This is a genomic window from Bdellovibrio sp. NC01 (assembly GCF_006874625.1).
GTDB lineage: Bacteria > Bdellovibrionota > Bdellovibrionia > Bdellovibrionales > Bdellovibrionaceae > Bdellovibrio.
The window spans coordinates 1,113,305-1,132,960 of record NZ_CP030034.1; the positions used below are offsets into that span (position 1 = coordinate 1,113,305).

General features: G+C 44.3%; 17 protein-coding genes. 11 read left to right on the forward strand and 6 right to left on the reverse strand.

The features are described from left to right. Positions 1–101 precede the first annotated feature (101 nt). Both smc and DOE51_RS05375 read left to right on the forward strand, forming a co-directional pair. The gene (smc, locus tag DOE51_RS05370) at positions 102–3,689 is read left to right on the forward strand and encodes a chromosome segregation protein SMC (RefSeq protein WP_142695537.1); all 3,588 of its coding nucleotides are present in this window, start codon (positions 102–104) and stop codon (positions 3,687–3,689) included. Between the two features lie 159 nt (positions 3,690–3,848). Continuing rightward, the gene (locus tag DOE51_RS05375) at positions 3,849–4,193 is read left to right on the forward strand and encodes a hypothetical protein (RefSeq protein ID WP_142695538.1); all 345 of its coding nucleotides are present in this window, start codon (positions 3,849–3,851) and stop codon (positions 4,191–4,193) included. Positions 4,194–4,257: 64 nt separating this feature from the next. On the opposite strand, the gene DOE51_RS05380 is transcribed toward DOE51_RS05375, so the two are convergent. Next, positions 4,258–4,749 (reverse strand): VOC family protein, encoded by a 492-nt coding sequence (locus tag DOE51_RS05380; protein ID WP_210415569.1) that lies wholly within the window; start codon positions 4,747–4,749, stop codon positions 4,258–4,260. A 133-nt stretch (positions 4,750–4,882) separates the two neighbouring features. Between DOE51_RS05380 and DOE51_RS05385 the strand changes: the two genes are divergently transcribed. Then, positions 4,883–5,377, forward strand: coding sequence for a MarR family winged helix-turn-helix transcriptional regulator (locus DOE51_RS05385; RefSeq protein ID WP_142695539.1), 495 nt, complete (start codon positions 4,883–4,885; stop codon positions 5,375–5,377). Here the strand turns inward: DOE51_RS05385 and DOE51_RS05390 are convergent. From DOE51_RS05390 to DOE51_RS05400, 3 genes are all read right to left on the reverse strand, one after another. Continuing rightward, complete coding sequence (locus DOE51_RS05390) at positions 5,349–6,092, reverse strand: hypothetical protein (RefSeq protein ID WP_142695540.1); 744 nt, start codon at positions 6,090–6,092, stop codon at positions 5,349–5,351. The two genes, DOE51_RS05385 and DOE51_RS05390, sit on opposite strands and share 29 nt — an antisense overlap. Before the next feature lie 111 nt (positions 6,093–6,203). Then, positions 6,204–6,452 (reverse strand): hypothetical protein, encoded by a 249-nt coding sequence (locus tag DOE51_RS05395; RefSeq protein ID WP_142695541.1) that lies wholly within the window; start codon positions 6,450–6,452, stop codon positions 6,204–6,206. A gap of 408 nt (positions 6,453–6,860) precedes the next feature. Continuing rightward, positions 6,861–7,502 (reverse strand): NAD(P)H-dependent oxidoreductase, encoded by a 642-nt coding sequence (locus DOE51_RS05400; RefSeq protein WP_142695542.1) that lies wholly within the window; start codon positions 7,500–7,502, stop codon positions 6,861–6,863. 179 nt (positions 7,503–7,681) lie between these two features. On the opposite strand from DOE51_RS05400, the gene DOE51_RS05405 reads away from it, so the two are divergent. The 7 genes from DOE51_RS05405 (at position 7,682) to ftsY (ending at position 15,519) form a co-directional block, all read left to right on the forward strand. Continuing rightward, positions 7,682–8,089: an Rrf2 family transcriptional regulator gene (locus DOE51_RS05405; RefSeq protein WP_142695543.1), complete on the forward strand. Its 408-nt coding sequence runs from the start codon at positions 7,682–7,684 to the stop codon at positions 8,087–8,089. Between the two features lie 155 nt (positions 8,090–8,244). Further along, on the forward strand, positions 8,245–8,862 hold the full coding sequence (locus DOE51_RS05410; RefSeq protein WP_142695544.1) for a hypothetical protein: 618 nt from the start codon (positions 8,245–8,247) through the stop codon (positions 8,860–8,862). A gap of 66 nt (positions 8,863–8,928) precedes the next feature. Further along, complete coding sequence (locus DOE51_RS19425) at positions 8,929–9,123, forward strand: DUF5522 domain-containing protein (RefSeq protein WP_142695545.1); 195 nt, start codon at positions 8,929–8,931, stop codon at positions 9,121–9,123. 140 nt (positions 9,124–9,263) lie between these two features. Further along, a complete protein-coding gene (locus tag DOE51_RS05420) occupies positions 9,264–10,883 on the forward strand; it encodes a microtubule-binding protein (RefSeq protein WP_142695546.1) in 1,620 nt (539 codons plus the stop codon). 63 nt (positions 10,884–10,946) lie between these two features. Beyond that, complete coding sequence (locus DOE51_RS05425) at positions 10,947–11,816, forward strand: hypothetical protein (RefSeq protein ID WP_142695547.1); 870 nt, start codon at positions 10,947–10,949, stop codon at positions 11,814–11,816. 18 nt (positions 11,817–11,834) lie between these two features. Then, on the forward strand, positions 11,835–14,219 hold the full coding sequence (locus DOE51_RS05430; protein WP_142695548.1) for an FHA domain-containing protein: 2,385 nt from the start codon (positions 11,835–11,837) through the stop codon (positions 14,217–14,219). 94 nt (positions 14,220–14,313) lie between these two features. Further along, positions 14,314–15,519 carry a signal recognition particle-docking protein FtsY gene (gene ftsY, locus DOE51_RS05435; RefSeq protein ID WP_142695549.1) on the forward strand — a complete coding sequence of 402 codons (1,206 nt, stop codon included), beginning with the start codon at positions 14,314–14,316 and terminating at the stop codon, positions 15,517–15,519. Positions 15,520–15,573: 54 nt separating this feature from the next. On the opposite strand, the gene DOE51_RS05440 is transcribed toward ftsY, so the two are convergent. Both DOE51_RS05440 and DOE51_RS05445 read right to left on the reverse strand, forming a co-directional pair. Further along, complete coding sequence (locus DOE51_RS05440; RefSeq protein ID WP_142695550.1) at positions 15,574–16,248, reverse strand: oxidoreductase; 675 nt, start codon at positions 16,246–16,248, stop codon at positions 15,574–15,576. A 1-nt stretch (position 16,249) separates the two neighbouring features. Further along, positions 16,250–17,728: a L,D-transpeptidase gene (locus DOE51_RS05445; protein ID WP_142695551.1), complete on the reverse strand. Its 1,479-nt coding sequence runs from the start codon at positions 17,726–17,728 to the stop codon at positions 16,250–16,252. Between the two features lie 162 nt (positions 17,729–17,890). Here DOE51_RS05445 and DOE51_RS05450 point away from each other — a divergent pair, with 162 nt between their 5' ends. After that, the gene (locus tag DOE51_RS05450; protein ID WP_142695552.1) at positions 17,891–19,573 is read left to right on the forward strand and encodes a hypothetical protein; all 1,683 of its coding nucleotides are present in this window, start codon (positions 17,891–17,893) and stop codon (positions 19,571–19,573) included. The last annotated feature ends 83 nt before the right edge of the window (positions 19,574–19,656 follow it).

Consider the following 19,656-nt stretch of genomic DNA (forward strand, 5'->3'; position numbering starts at 1 on the left):
TTTAAAACGCTATGGTTGACATAAATAACGAACGTGGCGAGATTGAAATGGCCTTTGGTCTAGCTAGACCTTTGGCTTGATCGTTATGAGGGGAATATACCTTGAGAATTAAGAAAATTGAACTCGTAGGTTTTAAGTCATTTAAGGATCGTACAGTTATCCAGTTTGATGCTGGTATCACTGGTATCGTCGGACCAAATGGTTGCGGTAAATCGAACATCGTCGATGCGTTGATGTGGGTCATGGGGGACCAATCAGCGAAAGATCTTCGTGCGTCGCAAATGACAGACGTTATCTTCGGTGGTGCTGAAGGTTACGCTCCACTTGGTATGTGTGAAGTCTCTTTGACCCTTGAAAATGATGGTGGCGCGTTCCCAGCTAAATACATCAAACACGCAGAGATCATGGTGACTCGTCGTCTTCACAGAAACGGTGAAGGTGAATACTTCATCAATAAAGAACCAGCTCGCTTGAAGGACTTGCAAGAGATCTTCATGGATACGGGGGCGGGCTCTAAAGGTTTCTCTATCATCGCTCAAGGTATGATCGGTAAGATCATCACTGCGAAACCTGAAGACCGTCGTATGCTTATCGAAGAAGCTGCGGGTATTACGAAGTTCAAAGCTCGTAAAAAAGAATCACAACGTAAGTTGATTTCAACAGATCAAAACTTGGTGCGTTTGCAAGACATCATCGGTGAATTAAAACGCCAAATCGATTCATTGCAAAGACAAGCACAACGTGCAGAACGCTACCGTAACATCAAAAACCAAATCGAAGATTTGGATTTGTGGGTGTCGACGGCTCAGTACGTTGAATTGAAGCGTGCGGCTGATGAAGCGCAAGCGATCTTCAACGAAGCACAAAGCATGGAAATCGAAGGTGAGTCGAACCTTTCTACTCTTCAAGGCCAATTGGAAGTTTTGAAACTTCAAATCCTTGAAAAAGAGAAAATGGTTGAAGAACACCAAACTCTTCACTTCGAAAAACAAAGCACTGTTCAAAAGAAAGAGATGGAGATTCAAGAACTTCGTTTCGAAATTGAACAAGCTCGTCGTAACGAACAAATGACTGGTACGATCTTGCAAGAACAGCAAGCGCGCCAAGAATTGCTTGCTCGCGACAAAGCTGCTCTTGAAGAACAAGTGACTGAGTTGAAAGAAGAAGCTGAAACTTTGACAGCAACTTTCACAGAGAAAAACGACATCTTCCAAAACTTCAACTCTCGTATTGGAACTGTTGATGAAGATTTGACAACAAAACGCCGCGAATTGTTCGCTGTGGGTCAATCAGAGTCTTCTTTGGATGCTCGTGTAAATTCATTGTCAGCACAAATCGCTGATTTGACAGATCGTCAAGACAACGAACAACAAGTGTTGAACGAACTTCGTGAAAAACAAGTTGAGTTCGAAGCGCGCCGTAAAAAAGTGACGAACGAACTTGATAAAGAACGCCAAATGCAATTGGACTTGGCTTCTGACGTTGATTCATTCGAAGCGAATAAAAAAATCCTTACTGATTCATTGAACGAGAAAAAAGCTGAAGTTGAATCATTCAAAGATTCTTTGAATGAAGTGGCTTCACGTTTGTACGGTCTTGAAAATTTGCAAAACAACTTCGAAGGTTTCCAAGAAGGTGTGAAGCAAGTGATGTTGTGGCAAAAAACTCGCACTCAAGAGTTGATGGCTGACGGTTCAGTTGTCACTCACTTCCAACCAGTTTCTGAAGTGGTTGAAGTTCCAGCTGAGTACGAAGTGGCTATGGAAGCGGCATTGGGCTCACGCCTGCAAATGCTTTTGTCTTCTGATGCAAACATTGCTGTAGACGCTGTTTCTCATTTGAAAGAACAAAAATCAGGTCGTTCAAGCTTCATGTCTGCGAACGATCAAGTTTTGGCTTACAACCGTTCTGAAGCTCCAATCGGTCAAAATGGTGTGCAAGCTATTTTGAAAGATGTTGTTAAAGCGGCTGATAAATTCCAAAACGCAGTCACTTATATGTTGGACGGTGTTGCGATCGTCGATTCAATCCGCACGGCTTTGAATCTTCGCGCGACGTACACTGGTTGGACATTCGTGACTCTTGACGGTGACACTTTGACTGCTGACGGTGTTTTGACGGGTGGTTCATCTGAATCTGCTGATTCAGGTATGCTAAAACGTCGCCGTGAGATCAAAGAGTTGTCAGAGAAAAAAGACGAATACGCTGGTAAATTGAAATTGGCTCAAATGACTTTGAAAAAAGTTGAAGAGCAATTGGCGAACGTTCTGAACGATTTCGAAGGTGCTCAAAAACGCAAAATGGATCAAGAGATCAAAGTTGCGGAATTGAGAAAAGACCTTGAGCGCGCGGAAAACGAAGTTCAAAACGCACAAGCTGCGGTTGAACGCCAAGAACGCGAAGTTAAAAAACTAACTGAGCAACTTGAAGTTCAAGAACAGAAAATGGAAGAGTTGAACCAAGCTTTGATCGAAGCTCGCGAGAAGAAAGTTCTTCTTGAAGGTGAAGTCGAAACTTTGAACTCTGAATTGAACTCTGTTCGTTTGGGCTTTGATGGTCTTCAAGCTGAAGTGACAGATCTTCAAGTAAGATCAGCTTCTAAAACTCAAGAATACACGGGTGTTCTAAGACAGCTTGAAATGGTGACGAAGTCATTGGCAGACCTTGAAGCGCAACTAGCTCGTATGAGCGAAGAAGCTGAAGGCTACAACTCTCAAATGACTGAGAGCCAAGTGACTTTGGAAGAAAAGAAAATCGAATTCGAACGCCTTTTGGATGAAGTTGAGCAATTGAAATTGCAAGCAGCTCGCACAAAAGACGAATACGAAGTGATGTCTGAATCAATTCGCGCTATCGAAGACGAAGCTTCGGCTTCTCAACGTGCACGCAATGAACGTCAGCACAAAATGAACGACTCTCAATTGAAGCTTGAACAAGCTAAGATGAAAGAGCAGTACTTGATCGATTCTATCCGCGAACGTTACATGTTGAACCTTCCGGACGTTATCGAGAAGTACATCAATAAAGAAGGCGACTTCTTGCAAGCTGATGCTCAACTAAAAGATCTTCGCGAGAAATTGGCGAAAATCGGTGAAGTTAATTTGTCAGCGATTGAAGAGTACGAAGAAACAGCAACTCGTTATGAGTTCTTGACGAAACAACACGCAGATTTGACGGAAGCGAAAGAACAACTTCGTAAAGTTATCGATCGTATCAACAGAATCTGTTCAAAACGTTTCAAAGAAACATTCGACTTGGTTAACGAACGTTTCACTCGCGTATTCCCAGTACTATTCGGTGGTGGTGAAGCGTGGTTGGAACTTGTTGAAGAGACAGAAAAAACTGAAGCGGGTATCGAAATCATCGCACGCCCTCCAGGCAAAAAGACTCAAAACGTGTCTTTGATGTCGGGTGGTGAGAAAGCGTTGACTGCGGTAGCGTTAGTATTCTCGATCTTCCTTGTGAAACCTTCTCCATATTGCTTACTGGATGAGGTTGATGCGCCACTTGATGACGCCAACGTATTCCGTTTCAACGACTTGGTTCGTGAGATGGCAAAACGTTCGCAAATCATCGTTGTTACGCATAACAAACACACGATGGAAGTAGCGAAGAAACTTTACGGCGTGACTATGCAAGAGCGTGGTGTATCGACGATGGTTTCCGTGTCTCTACAAGACATCAAGTAAGCCGTTCAAAATATTGACGCTTAAAACGACCCTGGTGGCTTCCGGCCATCAGGGTTTTGCTTTTTTTCAGGGTCTTGTTAGGATTGGCGCTCTAATATTCCGTTTCTAGTTCAGTTCTGATAATTTCCCGCGCGAACAATAAACGGAAGGAAATCCCCCATGAAATCCCTAGTTATTACAGCGATCACATTCGCTTCATTGTCATCATTTGCAGGAACTAAAACCTCAATCACATGTGCTAACAATTCAAATTCAGATTTGATGATGGACATCATTGTTGATTCAGGAACTGTTGTTGGTGCTTCATTATACAACGTTGATTGGAGCCAAACTCCTGAAGCGACATTTAAGAAAGTTGCCGCTGCTGGCGTACCAAATCCGGTAAAAGGCATGGAAATCGTTCTTGAAGATGGCAACACAATCGCTATTGAATGGTCCGTTTTCAACCCAGGCCACAACGGCGAAGTTCTTTTAAACGGCAAAGATACATATCATTGCTTCTAATTTCTAACGAGTTCCGATCGGGGCCCACGCAGGCCCCGACAAGATTTGATTCACAAAGCTAAAACTACATCGGCCAAGAGTTGTTATAGAATACAACTCGATATCCTTCGAAGTCCTCAAAAGTCACGCCACCACGATCCCAATACGGATTAAACGAAGTCACTGGTTTGAAACCATTTTTCTTCATGCGATTTAAAGCTGCCTGATAGGCTGTCGTATCGGGAAGATAAAAAACAATCAGATTATCTTGCGATGGCGCCGCTGGCACCTGGTGTCCCACTTTTTGAGTGAACTCAAAATGGTAGGGGGCGCCTTTCTTACCAAGCATGACTCCGTTAAATCCTAAGTGCGCGTTGAATTTATAAATCACTTCAAACCCTAAACCGTCCCGGTAAAATTTCAAAACTTTGTCCATGTCATTTGTAGGGCGGGCGACCCGTAAAGTCGGCATGTCGTTCGCTTCAGGCGGCCAAGATTGTTTCGCCAAAGCGGGAACAGTCAAAGTCATCGTTACAAGGGGAGCGATAAAGAGGTGAAGATACTTTTTTAGAGACATAATGTCCTCCTTGAAGATAGTTTGACATAGAATAGTTTGACGTCAAAGTACATTATAGGAATACGACCATAAGTCTGATAGGGAGGCGTTTAAATTGATTTGACGTTAAAATATTTACTATTAAAGTATCTTTATGAACTATCACGAGTTTTTTAACAGAATATCGGAAGACTGGAAAAACAAACGCCCGGATTGGGACATGCAAGATGCTATGCTCATCTTGGCAGCTTTACGTTGTGCTTTTGAATTAGAAAAACGAACGGAAGAGCTTTATGCAAAGTTCGATCTAAATTCAGCAACTTTTGGGGTGCTCGTAACCTTATATCGCTCAAGTCCCAAAGCGGGGATGACTCCGTCTGAATTAGTGAAGCACGTTTTGGTGTCGGCGGGATCAGTTACGAATCGCATTGATCGTCTTGAAGAACGTGGCTTGGTGGTCAGAGAATACTCTTCTGAAGACCGCCGCGCACAGTACATCCGCTTAACGAAAGAAGGCACGAAACTTCTTGAGAAGATCATGCCTTTGCATCTTGAAAACGAAGAAAAGATGTTAAGTGGTATCAGCTCTGCCGACAAAAAGAAGCTCAAAGAACTTCTTTTTAAAGTGATGGAGAACTTTGAGATCTAAGATCAAAAGCCGGGTAGAGATGAAAGAACGTGTCGACCTCGTCCTGGCTTAGACGTTCTCCATTCAAAGTGTATTCACCATCGGATATTTCAGCGTTGGAACCGATGTTGGTCGTAGCACTGACTTGTGCCGTGAATCCTGGGAACTCGACAGTTTGAATCGATGTCACCTGGTTATTACCTGTGACGTTGATTACCGAGTAAGGAATCTTTCCCAAGCTCTTCGAAATAAAAAATCCCTGTCCTTTTTGATCAACCAAAGACAACTCGGAGCCAACAGCATCGTTCAGCTCTTGGTATTCAGGAAGATTTACTTTCAAAGAAGTCACAAGGCCGTCTTTTTTATTTGCCGACATCGAATAAGAAACAGGACATTGAGCCCCTGAAATCTGATGAACGTCATAAGGCCAACCATCCTCATCACCCGTAGAGACATTTTTAATTTCGCAGTGCTGAGCTTCAATTGCGGCACTCAGAATTTTTGTCATAGCTCCGTAACGTTGACCTAATTCATTATCAAGGTTCGCAGGAGGCATCTTCATTTCCTGCGCAAGCGCATCGGCGATAGCAATTGAAAGATTTTGCGACTGCCAAGTAAGAAGCGCGAGTTGTTTCTGCGCCGGAGTCAGCTTCGGCAAAGGGGCTTGTGCAGCAAATACGTAAGATGTCTGAAACAAAGAGCAAGTGAAAGCAAAAGCCGCAAGATGAATTTTCATAGGAGTCTCCTTAGCCTTCGAGCCTATTTTGCTTAAATAAGACTGTAAAGCGAGGACCAGAGCGAGATGTCAGATTACGCTCTTAAAAGCACATCCAGATAGAACAGCAGGTTATTCGATTTTAACGACTTGTTTGCTGTGAAGATCAATGTCGAGCATCACTGGATTTCCAGAAGCAAGCCCATTCTTCAAAGGCGCACAAAACGGATGCGGTTGTGAAGGATTCAAAGAAGTCTGAAAAAACGCAACTTGCGGAGTCGAACGATCTTCAGCAGTGACAAAGACAACATCACCATAACTCACGGTCGCAGACCCAATCGTCTGAAACCCACACTGCACTTGAAGAATAAAAGCCAACACCTGAACCATTCGCAAAAAAGCCTAATTCTTACGACTTTTTAATTCAAGACATTGTCCACACTTATGCAAAGCATCCATCCACACACCAATAGAACTCCACACCCGCCATCTCTCATACCCAGATTTTAATTTTTCTCTTTTTCAAAAACAAATTCATCGAAGGCAAAGATTCGCAGAAGGCAGAGATGTGCCTTAGCGTATGAGGCCTTCGTCGGCGCCACGATGGCGCGAACCAATGGCCAAAGGCCATTGGCGACGATTGAGCCCGGATGGCGTGCCGAAGCAGCTAAGGTGCAGCTCTGCCTTTTGCGAATCCCTCGCACAACGATGAACCATTTAATTTTGAAGAATGAGAAAAAGAAAAAGCCCGGTGCAGGAGGAATTGCACCGGGCTTTGTGTGGAGGAGTCTACTTTACGTACTGAATTAATTGCTCTTCAGCGAAGCGGACTTTTTTAAGAGCTTGGAAAGAATCTTCGGAGTGTCTGTACCCCAAAGCAACAGTGGCAACAGATTTCCAGCCTGTGCCTTCGAGACCTAATATTTTATCGTAGGCGGCAGGGTCGAAGCCTTCCATTGGAGTGGCGTCGATTTTCAATAATGCTGCCGTCTCTAGCAGGAATCCCATCGCGATATAAGCTTGGCGTTGAGACCAAACGTTAATCTTTTCCTCCGGGCCCTTAGCTAGGTTATTAATCATCATATTTTTATAATCATTCAGTGCTTCCGCAGGGACGCCGCGAACTTCAACGATGCGATCGATGTATTTCTGAACGAAAGCTTCATCGATTTCCGCCTTATAAGCGAAGACCACATAGTGGCTCGCATCCGTCACTTGCGTTTGATTCCATGACACGGGTTTCAATTGCTCGCGGATTTTAGGGTTTTCGACCACCAAGAATTTCCAAGGCTGAATACCATAAGAGGAAGGGGCTTGAACTAAGGACTCCGTTAGAGTCTTCCAGTCTTGAGCTGAAATCTTCTTATTGGCGTCATACTTTTTTGTGGCATAGCGCCATTCTAGAGCTTCTTGGATCTTTGCATGTGTCATTGGAATCGTCTCCTTTAATGTGACTAATATGGATACAATATCGAACTTGGCAAGGTTAAATGCAACAATAAAAGATACATTTAAGTGATTTTCACAATTTTAAAGGGTCCAAAACGGTTTTATGGCGGCCTATTGTCAGGATGTTGTTTCTTATTGGTTCATGGGCTATACTCTTAAGCATGTTAGATCAACGGTTCGCAGCCTCAGTCCATATTATGACCCTCCTTGCATATCATGCAGGGGAGTTGATGACGTCGGAAAAGCTGGCTGAAAGCATTCGTACAAACCCAACAGTTGTTCGTCGTCTTTTGGCGAAACTGGTTGATGCCGGTTTAGTGGAATCTTTCAAAGGCAAAGCTGGTGGCGTGCGTATCGCAAAAACAGCGAAAGAGGTTTCTTTAAAAGACATCTATAAAGCGGTGTCAGATAAAGCCCTTGTAAACTGTCGCGAGAGTGAACCGCAGAAGCTCTGTAAAGTGAGCTGTTCGATCTCGAAACTTTTCAGCGAAGTCGCTGACGGCATGGAAGCAAGCTCCATGAGTTACCTCTCTAAAGTGAAACTTTCCGATATCACTTCTAAAGTCTAAGCTGCTTAGAAATAATTCCTCGAAATAACAAATTACGGCTTCCATTATTGATACATCCTTATGGATCAAGTTGATTTCCATGTTTTCTCCATGTTCATTCGCGAAGATGAACCTAGTTCTGCAATGGCGCAGAAACGTTAACTGGAGAGAATCTTATGTCGGCACGGTTCATAGCTCGGGTGATGTTGTTGTCTTTTGCTTTAAGTTTTCTGTTAATGCCGTTTGTAAACGCGGCGACTTCAGCATCTTCTAACAATGCCCCTCAAGACCGACCTAAAGAAGATGCGATTATGAAGTGCATCTATCAGCCCGCCGCAGATCAACAAACTTCGTCGTTACCAACAGTAGCGATGGGTTTTAAATTTACTCTGCAAAGGAATGTTTCAGGCGGTGTGGCCGTTGATTTATATTCCCTCAATGAGCAACTGCAACCCCTTAAACAAATCGGTCACGCCGACTTAATAAGTTCAGTGCTGGCATCGTTATCTTCTACAATAAATTCCACTTCTTCTTCGGCGGTAGCGGGTTCCTCCTCGGCACCTTCGATCGCATCCTTAGTGTCGAGTCTGACTATCGCTGAAGATTCTGCTTTCGACTTTAATATCGCTGTCGGCAGCGATGCTTCGCCGACGGCCGCGAATGCGCGCTTCACAGCGACGATCGATGCACAGACTTTTATTGGTCAGACGTATTCGGCGCTGGGTGTGCAATGTCGAATGGCGCCAGCTCCAGGGCAACAAGGCAAGGTTGAAAGTTCGACAGTTACACAGTAATCTGTCTTCACTCCGGCTCTGTCGGAGTATGACGTCTATTCATGTTGTATAAGGTAGGACTGTTAATTGGAAAATTCTCAGGACAAGAAAATCAAAGAGCTTCATGATCGTGCGGTTGAACGCGGTGAAGACTCTTATATAGATCCCGCAACGGGGTACTTGGTTTTCACAGAGCTCTTCCATGAAAAACGGGGGCACTGCTGCCAAAGTGGCTGCAGGCATTGTCCTTGGAAAAAAGATTTACGATCTCCAAAAAAATAAAACGTATCTTTTTCGATCCTTCACAGACTCGTAAAAAATTTCGACATTTCCACCAAAAGAAATCTACAAGATTCTGTTTTTGAGTCAGACGCTTTTTTGGCATCCCTGTTATTCTTGGTTGCAGGTGGGGTGTGTTTGTTATGGCGTTTAACTATGAAAAACACAAGGCAAGTCATTCTCAAGACAGCTTCTGGACTTCGTATTCAGACTTGTTCTTAGGTCTGAGTACAATCTTCCTTTTGCTGTATGTAGTTTCGAGTCTCAGAACGGGAACGGACGCCTTGCGCAGTCAGGTAGAGAATCAAAAGCTTACGATGCAAGTCGAAGAGCTTGAGCACCAACTCAAAATGTATGAGTCGGTGAAGAATGATTATATGGCTAACCAGGCTCCCAAGGACGAAGTGCAGGAGTATCAAGAGCTTATGGATAAGCTTACGCTACTTCAAGAAGACACGAAGAACGAAAAAGATCGTTTAGTGCAGGAAGCACTAGAAAACGAAAAGAAAGTGAAGGCACTTAATAAGTACCAACAAATGGTGCGCAACGTGCTTAACGCCAATAAAATGGCGAAATCAAAAATCATCAATCGTGATGATTTGATTAAAGACCAAGACGTCGAAATCGAAGGTCAAGCACAGGAAATCACAGGCTTACAAAAGGATATTCAGGCCAAAAAAGAAGCGATTGCTATGGGTGAACAACAAATCCAAGAAACTCGCCAAGCTTTGCAAAAGCGTTTGAATGAACTTCGTGCGGCTTACAAACAAAACAAAATTGCTAAAGGCTTGTTCGAGCAAAAAATGGCGCAAGTTCGCAATGAAGCGCACCAAAAAGTGGTGTCGTTATCGAACACTAATGCCCAATATCAAGCGCAGTTAAATCAGGCCAATGCTCAATTAGGTAAAACTCAAGGAGAGTTGCAAAAGACTCAAGGATTGCTCGCGCAGAAAGAAGGCGAAGCATTGGGTCTGCAAGGAAAATTGGGCGAGGCCCAAGGTCAGCTAGGTCAAGTGAAAGGACAACTTGGTCAAGCTCAAGGCCAGCTCGCGCAGGCAAAAGGTCAGTTGTCTAATATGGAAGGACAATTGAATTCGACTCGCGGTGCTTTGGCAGCAACACAAGGAAAGTTAGCATCGACAGAGGGCGCTTTGAACGCCACTCAAGGACAACTTGCAAAAGCGAAAGCAGAAATCGAAGCACGTAAATCTGTAGCCGGTGAAATCCAAAAAGGTTTCGCAAAAGCAGGTATCAAGGCCGATATCGATATGCAGACGGGTGATGTGATTCTTGATTTCGGTCAAGCGTACTTTGAAAGCGACTCGGATCGTTTGAAAACAGAGATGAAAGGTGTGCTTGAAAAAGCCATGCCGATCTATTCACGCTCGTTATTCGGTAATCCAAAAGTTTCCGAAAAAATTTCTGCGGTAGAGATCATTGGTTTCGCGTCACCGACTTATCAAGGTCGTTACGTTGATCCACACAGCAATAAACCTGAAGACAAGCAAGCTTTGAAATACAACATGGATTTAAGTTACCGCCGTGCGAACGCGATCTTCAGTTACATGTTGGATGAACAGAATTTGAAGTTCGAGCATCAACACGATTTGCTCGCACGTATGAAAGTGTCTGGTCGTTCGTTTCTTGAGGTTATGAAAGTTCAGAATCGTAACGTCGCGACGGCAGCAGAATTTTGTAAACAAAACGATTGTAAGAAAGCTCAGCGGGTAATCATCCGCTTCGGCATGGATGCAAAGAAATAAAGGTGGTGGGTTGTGAATAAGAAGATAGCAGCAGAGTATTTTATCCTCATTCTCCCGTACGTCATGGCAGCAGTATTCCTTGCCGGTTTATTTTTCCGTGCAATGATTTACTACACTGTTCGTCGCCACGAATGGTTTTCGAAAGAATTTGAAAAGCGTGTGAATCGCTTTATCGATTCCGAAGTGCCAGGCAAAGTTAAAGATGTGTCTTTTTATGTTTTGGCGAAGAAGACCCTTGAGCGCACCTATTATGAAGTCTTTGAGATTCGCGATCGTATGAAACGACGCCGTCCTGACGCCATTATGGCTGTGAGTGATAGGGTTTTTCTAGTTCGCCAAGGTTGTGCATGGCTTGTAAAAGATATCTTGAAACAAGTGAAGTTCTTAAAGTGGACAGAGGAAACTCCAAAACTTTTGAACATCACCAAAGCGACGTTCCAACACAACCCATGTTTTAACCGCGTCTTTGGCGTCTTGCCAATGGAAGGTTTGAACGACTTGATTTCGATCTTGCCGGGTTTGTTCGTTGTGGCAGGTATCTTGGGTACCTTCATCGGTATCGCTGGCGGTTTGTCAGAATTGGGTTCGATGAATCTACAAGATTTAGAGAACACAAAAAACATCATGGATCGTTTCCTTCATGAGATCTCGTATGCGATGGGAACTTCTATCGCGGGTATTATCTTTTCTTTGGCGTCACACATCACGAATGTGTTGTTAAGCCCAGAAAGATCTTACGTTTCTATGATTGATCGTTTTGAAAGTGCTTTGGATCTTTTGTGGTACAGAAGTGACAACAATAATTATCCAGAACACGAAAGACCATTTGATGAACACCGTGATGCGGTAGAGGCATTAGCGGAAGATGCTTTAAACAAGGAAATAGGTAAGGCCACAGCCACGGCGGCAACGTCGGTAGCTCGTGTGTCTTAATAAGCGGAGTTTTGTAAAGTGAATACGTTTACGATCACAATTCATCGCAAAGATCAGATTCTCACGAAAGTCGTGAACAAGGATTCGTTCACGGTGGGCCGATCTTTGGATTGTGATATCTCTTTGAATGAGTCTTTAATCAGTCGTGTGCATCTTGTGGTGAGTCGCCGTTGGAATCAGATTTGGATTGAAGATAAGAACTCATCAAATGGGACTTTTCTGAATGGAACGAAGATCGTTCAAGGCACACCTGTGAACGTGATAAATTCCGACAGAATTCAACTTGGTAAATCAGAATATATTCTCTTCATTGATTTGCAGACGGAAGAAGTTCAACCCGAACCAGAATTGCCAGAACTTCCACCAGAGCGTGAACCGCCAGTGGAGGCTTCTGCAACCCCTTCAGGCTTTGAAGAAACTGTTGCGATGCCACCTCCAGCGATGGCACCGTTTCAAGCTGAAAAAATTCTGCACGAAGCAAAACGTAAAGCGGCACAAATTATTCTTGAAGGTGAAACTCAGGCCGAAAAACGTGTGCAGGTTATTTATCAAAAAGCCCGTGATGCGCAAGCGCAGTCCGATATCTATTATCAAACTCGTATGGCCGAAGCCCATAAAGAGGCTGACGCTATTTTGACGGACTTCCAACAACAAGGTCGCGCGTTGCTTGCTGAAGCGCGCACGATGGCGCAAGAGCTGCGTGAAGAAGTTGACGTCTATGTTCAAAATCTAAAACAAAAAGCCAAAGCCGATGTCGAAAACTTGACGGCGGAAGCCACTTTGCAGGCTGAAAAATTGAAAGTTGAAGCTTTTGAAGCCGCTCGTGCAAGTGGCCAGGTTGAAGCAGAAGCTTTAGTTAAAAAAGCTCAAGAAAACGCCGATCGTTCTGTTGAGTTCGCAAAACTTCAAGTGAACGAAATCCAAGATAAAGTTAAATCCGACAAAGAGCTTCTGCAAACTCTTGAACAGTCTTTGCGTGAAACCAATCAAGAATTGGAAAGTGCACGTGAAGCATTTGCGACTGTCAAAGCTTCACAAGAAGAGACCAGCAAAACTTTGACGGAACAAAGTGAAGCTTTGACGGACTTGACTGCGCGCTATGAAGAATTAAAAACGGTGCATGCACAATTAGAAGTCGAGCATGCACGCATTCAACAAGACCACGCTGAAACGCAAGAACGCATTCAGCGCGAGCACGATGAACTTCAATCACGTGTACTTGCTGAACACGAAGAAAATCAAGCGCGCATTAAAGCAGAACATGAAGCTGCCGTGGCGCTAATGCAAACCGAGCATTCCGCTTTGCAAGAAAAGAATTCTTCAGAACATCAAGCAAATCAAGATCGCATCCAGGCAGAGCACGCCAAAACGATGGAAGCTTTGAAAGCGGAGCATAAAGCTGCTTTAGAAAAGCAGCAGCAACAGCAAGCTCATTTAGCGATGGATATCCATGATCTTGAAGCGAAGAAGGCCCATCTATTTAAAGAATACGATGGCCAAAAGATCTTCTTGAATGAAAAGCTAGAAAAAGAAAAATCACAAATCATGAAATCCGAAGAAGTGCGCCTTGAAGAAATGCGCATCGAGATGTCAAAACGTCTGCATAAGATGGAACAAGATCTTCTCGACGATTTGATTTGTAAAAAAGCGACGATGGTTAAAGAAATCCACTCGTTGGTTGAGCGTGAAATCGTGCAGGTGATGGATACCAAACAATGGTCGACGATTTCAGAGCAAGTTGAACATAAAATTCAAGAGGCCATCGATGGTCGTGTCGCAACATTGTCGCAATCAAGCGTGAACAATACCGCGAAACCTGTCGATTTGATGAAAAAACGCAAAGCCGAAAAAATGCGTTGGGCAACAGCCGGTCTTGCCATGGGAGCCTTGGTTTATTTTGTCAGCCAAGTGGCCGTTGAAAGAGTCAGCTCTGACAAAGCTCCACTGCGCACGATTGCCGCGGCTGAAGCTAAGAAACGTCAGGATGACTTAGAAAAACGCAAATTCAATCCTCCGCAGGCGGAAGAGTTGAAAGACTCTTATACGGACTCGGTGATTTATACGCGCAACTATCCCGAGATTTATTTGGATAACGAATTCCAACAAAAACTTTATAAAGCGACAGCGAACTATTTGCTAAAAACATGGCGTATTGATGAAGACCGCTCTTTGCAAGTGTTGTCGGCTTCAAATGCCTTGGTGAAAGAGTTGTTGGATCGCAAATCTAAAATCCATCCGGACTTTATCAAAGAGGGCTTGGATAAGATGCATATCTTTGAAAATCAAACTTTGGCGCGCATGAAGGACCTGTTAGGTTCTGAGGTCCGCTTAGAGTCGTACCGTCGCTTTGAACGCAATTTCTATAAAGAAGAAGTCCAACGTCGAAGAATGGCGCAACATTAGGCTGCTTTCTCGCCAATAACGCATAATATCAACCAACGACCTCGTTCACAGCCCCGAGCAAATAAGTTACAAGAGGAGCTTATTTGGAGGGGCCATGTCACCCAGTCACGAAAGCCAAATCGAAATTCTTTTCGGTATCGCTGCCATTCTTTTGACGATCATTTTTGTCGCGATCTTCTTGAGCTTCATCAAGACACTTCGTCGTGAAAAACAAAAAGAGTTAGAACATCAAGCTAAACGCGATCTTTTGCCGCCAGAAGAAAAGGCCAAAGAGAAAGTTCTTGAACCTGCAACCGCTGCGGAAGCGGAAGCAGAGGCTTCACATGAAACTCTGGCGCACACGGATTCAACGGGAAATATCGTTTCTGATATTCAAGCGGTGGATTTGCGCGATGCTTTGAAAAAGACAGAAGAAAATCTTTTCGGTCGTATTCGCAATTTGTTTAAATCGGAATCGAACAACAAACACTTGGATGAAATCGAAGAGATTTTATACACGAGCGATTTAGGTCCGATCACAGTGCAACGTTTGATGGCGGCACTTGAAGATAAACTTTCAAAGAAAGAGCGCGCCGACTACGATCTTGTGCGTGAAACTTTGAAAGAAGAAATTAAAAACATCTTCGCAGGTTCACATTCGGCTTCTTCAAATCACGGTATCCTTGAAAAAATCCGTTTCGCAGATTCGGGCCCTACAGTGTTGATGATCGTAGGCGTGAACGGGGCGGGTAAAACAACGTCGATTGGTAAAATCGCGGCGCAACTTGCGGGCCAAGGTAAAAAAGTTTTGGTAGCAGCAGGGGACACATTCCGTGCAGCAGCGGGTGGCCAATTAAAAGTTTGGACGGACCGTGCCGCAGTGGAAATCTTCTCACCAGAAGGTGTGACAGATCCAAGTGCTGTGGCATTTGATGCTGTCGCAAAAGGCAAGTCGCAAGGTTATGACGTGGTGATCGTCGATACGGCGGGCCGTTTGCACACACAAGCAAACTTGATGGAAGAAATCAAAAAAATGAAACGTGTGATGACGAAGGTGATCCCTGAAGCACCACATGAAACATTGATCGTCCTTGATGCGAACTCAGGCCAAAACGCTTTGATGCAAGCCAAGGAGTTCCACAATGCTTTAGGCTTAACGGGTGCAGTTCTAACGAAAATGGACGGCACAGCAAAAGGCGGCGTGGCGGTAGGTCTTGCGCAAGAATTGCAGATCCCAATCAAATTGATCGGTGTGGGTGAGCGTATTCAAGATCTTCGTACGTTCTCTGCTCAAGAGTTCGTTGATTCTTTGTTCCAATAGTTTTGTAGTACATTTCAAAATAAAAAAGGCTCAGTTCAAACTGAGCCTTTTTTATTAGTGCTGATGATATTTTCCATCCGCGATTTTTTGAATTTCGCCGGAATCGTAAATGAATAATCCCGGATAAAAGTTCACAGTGGCAATGGCCATGGCTTTAGCGATGTCTTTGGCCTGAATTGCTTTGTATTTCGCTGGCAGAAGTTTGTTCATGAATGGACTGATTTTTTGCGCGAAACCTTCGAAGGTGCGTTTTTCTTTGCGCTCTCCTAAAATTAAAGACGGTCTGAAGATTTCGATTTGGGGAATGTTGAACTTGCGCAAATCCCTTTCCATCTCGCCTTTGACGCGATTATAGAAAACACCGGAATTTGCGTTGGCCCCCATGGCGCTCACCACTAAAAACTTCTGCGCGCCCACTTTTTCTGCGATCTTCGCGAACTTCATCACGTAATCATAGTCGACTTTTTTAAACGCTTCTTGGCTGCCGGCTTTTTTAATTGTCGAACCCAAGCAGCAAACGAAAACTTTCGCTTTTAAGTTTTCTGTTTGGTTTTCCATTTTGTCGAAATCTAAAATGATATTGTCGATCTTTGGGGCAATGCGACCCAAGGGACTGCGCGAAATCGCTTTCACGCTGCTTACAAGATCAAGATAAGAATAAATCATCAGCAGTTCATGACCCACAAGGCCCGAACCGCCGACAAGACAGACTTCCGTTGGATATTCCATTTTAACCTGAGTTACGGTCGTTCTCCTTCGGATACTGAGGTTCCGGTGGATTATGCTCGCCATCGGTTTCCAAATATCTTGGAATCGAGTCGATAAAATCCGGGAGTCCGCTCACGTGAACTTTCCCTTTCACTGCTGTTGCGTCAGGATGAGAGTAATTGATGAAGCGTCCCTCATCAACGAGGAAATAACCCTGAAAGTGCGTATTCGGAGCATCTTCTTCTTTCCCCGAATCGATGCGATAACGATCTCCCGAACGACCCGACTGCGAAGCATAGCGATAATCTAAGCCATTAGGATTTGGATATTGATCGACATCGTAAACGCCTTCTTCCAAAAGATTGACGCCTGGAGTGACCGTGATGTTACGAGCAGTGATCACACGTGCATCTGCCGTCAAACCATTGGCTTGTTGTGCTCCATCCGTCAATAACATGTAATTCCAGTGCGCAGGATTATTATAATTTTGTGCATAACGGGGATAAGGAGTTATTTTCTTTTTAAAGACACCAGAGACAACTTCTTTTTCACGCGTCGATTCACGCGCATACACTCGGTATACATCCGTACCCGGCGCAATGAAGGCTCGCAAAAAAGCAATCGCACGATTTTCTAAACGGGTACAACCATGTGAACCTGGATTGGAAAAGATATTAATCAAAACTCCGCGAGTAACGTCGATTGTATCAGCGCCATCTTTGCCCCAGCCGATTGTTCCATGCATCCACTGATAGTTCACACCCGAAGTTTCATCAGCCGGCACAAGCTTCGCCGCATACCAACCGAAAGCCCCATAAACGGTGTCTTTACCATCAGCTCCTTTGACGACCCATTTACGTGAACCCAAAAGTTTCGTCATGCTATCAGAAATGGGCGTGGGAATCGATTTTACATCTTGGTTTTGTGAATACCAGCTTGGATAACTTTGTTTGCTATCGCTATAAAATTTAACCCACTGATCGACCTTCGAATGTCCCAACCAAGTCATATAAGCGTAACGATCTTTGTCAGTGCCTTCTTCGTTACGACCCACAACCATTTCCGTTTCCATCACCAAACGGTGAGGGCAGTTGGGTGCTTCCGTGCAACGCTCGTACACGCGCGTTTTTTCTGTCGCGATATTTTGAATAATAAAATAGCGACTGGCATTTGTGATCGGTTGCGGATTTTCGTTCAGATAATCTTTCGTCACATAGAAAGTATCATCAGCAGAAAAGTTCGTACCTGTTGAAGAAATCACGCGCACTTGTACAAAGGAAGAATAGCCCGGCATGATGTTTGTCAATTCGACTCGGTCATTGGTATTTAAACTGCCGACAATGTTTTTATCTGCCGTTGTCGGTGCCGAGCGCACATTCAGATAGTAATAAGAAACGTAATAAACTTTTCCTACTTTCAGTTCTGATTTATCAAGCGCAAATGCTAGATTCGAAGATAGCATGACGGTTAACAGACTCACTAAGAAAATAAATCGTCTCATAGGCTCCTCTGCCAGTTTTCAGATTAAGAGTCAGAAATTGATGCGAACCTTCACTGCTAGATGCGTGACTGGATGGAACGAAAGTTCTACGAAGAATGAAGGAAGATTTTGACCATCGTCAATTTGTTATTCAACACAAGTTAGTGAAGCACAGGAGGCTACATGAAATGGCTTTTAGGTCTTGTTCTTTTAACTTCGACAGCGCAAGCATTTGCGCAAAGTTCAGAATGGCGTATTACTCGCCCACAATGGACAGAACAAGATGAAAGAAACTTTGGAGATTTCATCGCACGTATCGGGGCTGCGGTCGAGCGCCGCGAGTGTGAAATGGTTGATGGTTGTTTGCGCAGTGGCGCAAATCCATATGCGGGCACTGATCCTGCGAGTTTAAGATTGTATGCGGACTGTGCGGATCTTCCGTATTATTTGCGTTCTTACTTCGCGTGGAAAAATGGTCTGCCGATGTCGGTGGAAAGTTCTATCAGTGCACGTAAGGTCGAAGGCAATACCGGCGACGTTCGTTACACGCCATTTGGAAACTACGTGACGGGTCGTTACGATATTCTGTCACGCAGTTCTGCGGGACGTAGCGCGTGGGAAGAATTTTTTGGTTGGGGCGATGTCTTCAAAACAAAATATCCAAACGCAGTCAGTCTTTTAAATAGCACGATTACGGATCTTACATATACGGCGTCCTTCCGTATGATGGGTGACGTTGATGGCACATTGTTCACAGATTTTTATCCGGTGCGCCTCGATCGGAATGGCATTCGTCCTGGAACAGTTATTTACGATCCGAATGGTCACGTCGCTGTTGTCTATAAGGTGACGGATGATGGACATATTTATTACATCGATTCTCATCCAGACAACACGCTGACTTCCGGCATGTACAATTCAAAGTTCATGCGTAGTAATCCGTTCCAAGGTGCGGGTTTTAAAAATTTCCGTCCATTAGCTTTGGTTGGAGCGAAAGTTGATTCCAATGGCGCCTATGTCGGCGGAAAAATTGTCGGTGCGAAAAATAATCAATTAGCGAACTACAGTCTTGAGCAATACTATGGCACGCAACCCGATCCTGCGGGCGATTGGAAAGCGGGTCAGTTCCTGATCAATGGTAAGCCGATCCCATATTACGACTACGTTCGTGTGAAAATGGCGAGTGGGACTTTGCGTATCGATCCGTTGCAAGAGATGCGCGCAAACCTTGCTGATATCTGCACCAACTTGAAGGACCGCGTTGTGGCCGTTAATACAGCTTTAAAATCGGGTGTGCAAAACAAAGAACATCCATTGCGTTTACCAAAAAATATTTTCGGCACAGATGGCGAGTGGGAAAACTACGCAAGCCCTTCGCGTGATGCGCGTTTGAAAGTTGCCTACATCGAGATTCTGACGGAATCACAAAACTTGATTAACCGTTATAAAGTCGGTGACCCCACAGTTGTGTATAGTGGAAGAAATTTGCCGGGCGATATGCTTGCGATTTATCAAAACGAATCGCGCGCGTGTCAGTTCTCTTACACAAATTCGTCGGGCCGTCCTGTGACTTTAGATCTGGATCAGCTTCGTTTGCGTCTATGGAATTTGAGTTTCGATCCATATCACTGCGCTGAACTTCGTTGGGGTGCAAGCGATCCGCAAGAGTTAGCATCATGCCCTGATAACGCCAACAAGCGCGCATGGTACGCACAAGAGCGTTGGTTGCGCTATCAATCAGAGCGTCGTTATGACGTGCGTATGGATTACTCTCTTGAAGAGCTCACAGGTCCTAAAGAGGGCGTTGGTATCGAATACCCACCAAACATCGATATCGTAAAATACCTCAGCACAGTCAAAATGTAGCGTTTAGGAAAGGCCGACTGCAAAGTCGGCCTTGTTTCATTTTGAGACACTTCGGATTCTCAACATTCGTTAAAATCACAGAC

Excerpts from the sequence above, each read along its gene's own strand:
- DOE51_RS05445 (WP_142695551.1), bottom strand. The coding sequence starts at position 17,728 with ATGAGACGATTTATTTTCTTAGTGAGTCTGTTAACCGTCATGCTATCT.
- DOE51_RS05425 (WP_142695547.1), top strand. The coding sequence starts at position 10,947 with ATGGCAGCAGTATTCCTTGCCGGTTTATTTTTCCGTGCAATGATTTAC.
- DOE51_RS05420 (WP_142695546.1), top strand. The coding sequence starts at position 9,264 with ATGGCGTTTAACTATGAAAAACACAAGGCAAGTCATTCTCAAGACAGC.
- DOE51_RS05405 (WP_142695543.1), top strand. The coding sequence starts at position 7,682 with ATGTTAGATCAACGGTTCGCAGCCTCAGTCCATATTATGACCCTCCTT.
- DOE51_RS05380 (WP_210415569.1), bottom strand. The coding sequence starts at position 4,749 with ATGTCTCTAAAAAAGTATCTTCACCTCTTTATCGCTCCCCTTGTAACG.
- DOE51_RS05400 (WP_142695542.1), bottom strand. The coding sequence starts at position 7,502 with ATGACACATGCAAAGATCCAAGAAGCTCTAGAATGGCGCTATGCCACA.
- DOE51_RS05410 (WP_142695544.1), top strand. The coding sequence starts at position 8,245 with ATGTCGGCACGGTTCATAGCTCGGGTGATGTTGTTGTCTTTTGCTTTA.
- DOE51_RS05385 (WP_142695539.1), top strand. The coding sequence starts at position 4,883 with ATGAACTATCACGAGTTTTTTAACAGAATATCGGAAGACTGGAAAAAC.
- DOE51_RS05390 (WP_142695540.1), bottom strand. The coding sequence starts at position 6,092 with ATGAAAATTCATCTTGCGGCTTTTGCTTTCACTTGCTCTTTGTTTCAG.
- DOE51_RS05375 (WP_142695538.1), top strand. The coding sequence starts at position 3,849 with ATGAAATCCCTAGTTATTACAGCGATCACATTCGCTTCATTGTCATCA.
- DOE51_RS05450 (WP_142695552.1), top strand. The coding sequence starts at position 17,891 with ATGAAATGGCTTTTAGGTCTTGTTCTTTTAACTTCGACAGCGCAAGCA.
- ftsY (WP_142695549.1), top strand. The coding sequence starts at position 14,314 with ATGTCACCCAGTCACGAAAGCCAAATCGAAATTCTTTTCGGTATCGCT.
- DOE51_RS05440 (WP_142695550.1), bottom strand. The coding sequence starts at position 16,248 with ATGGAATATCCAACGGAAGTCTGTCTTGTCGGCGGTTCGGGCCTTGTG.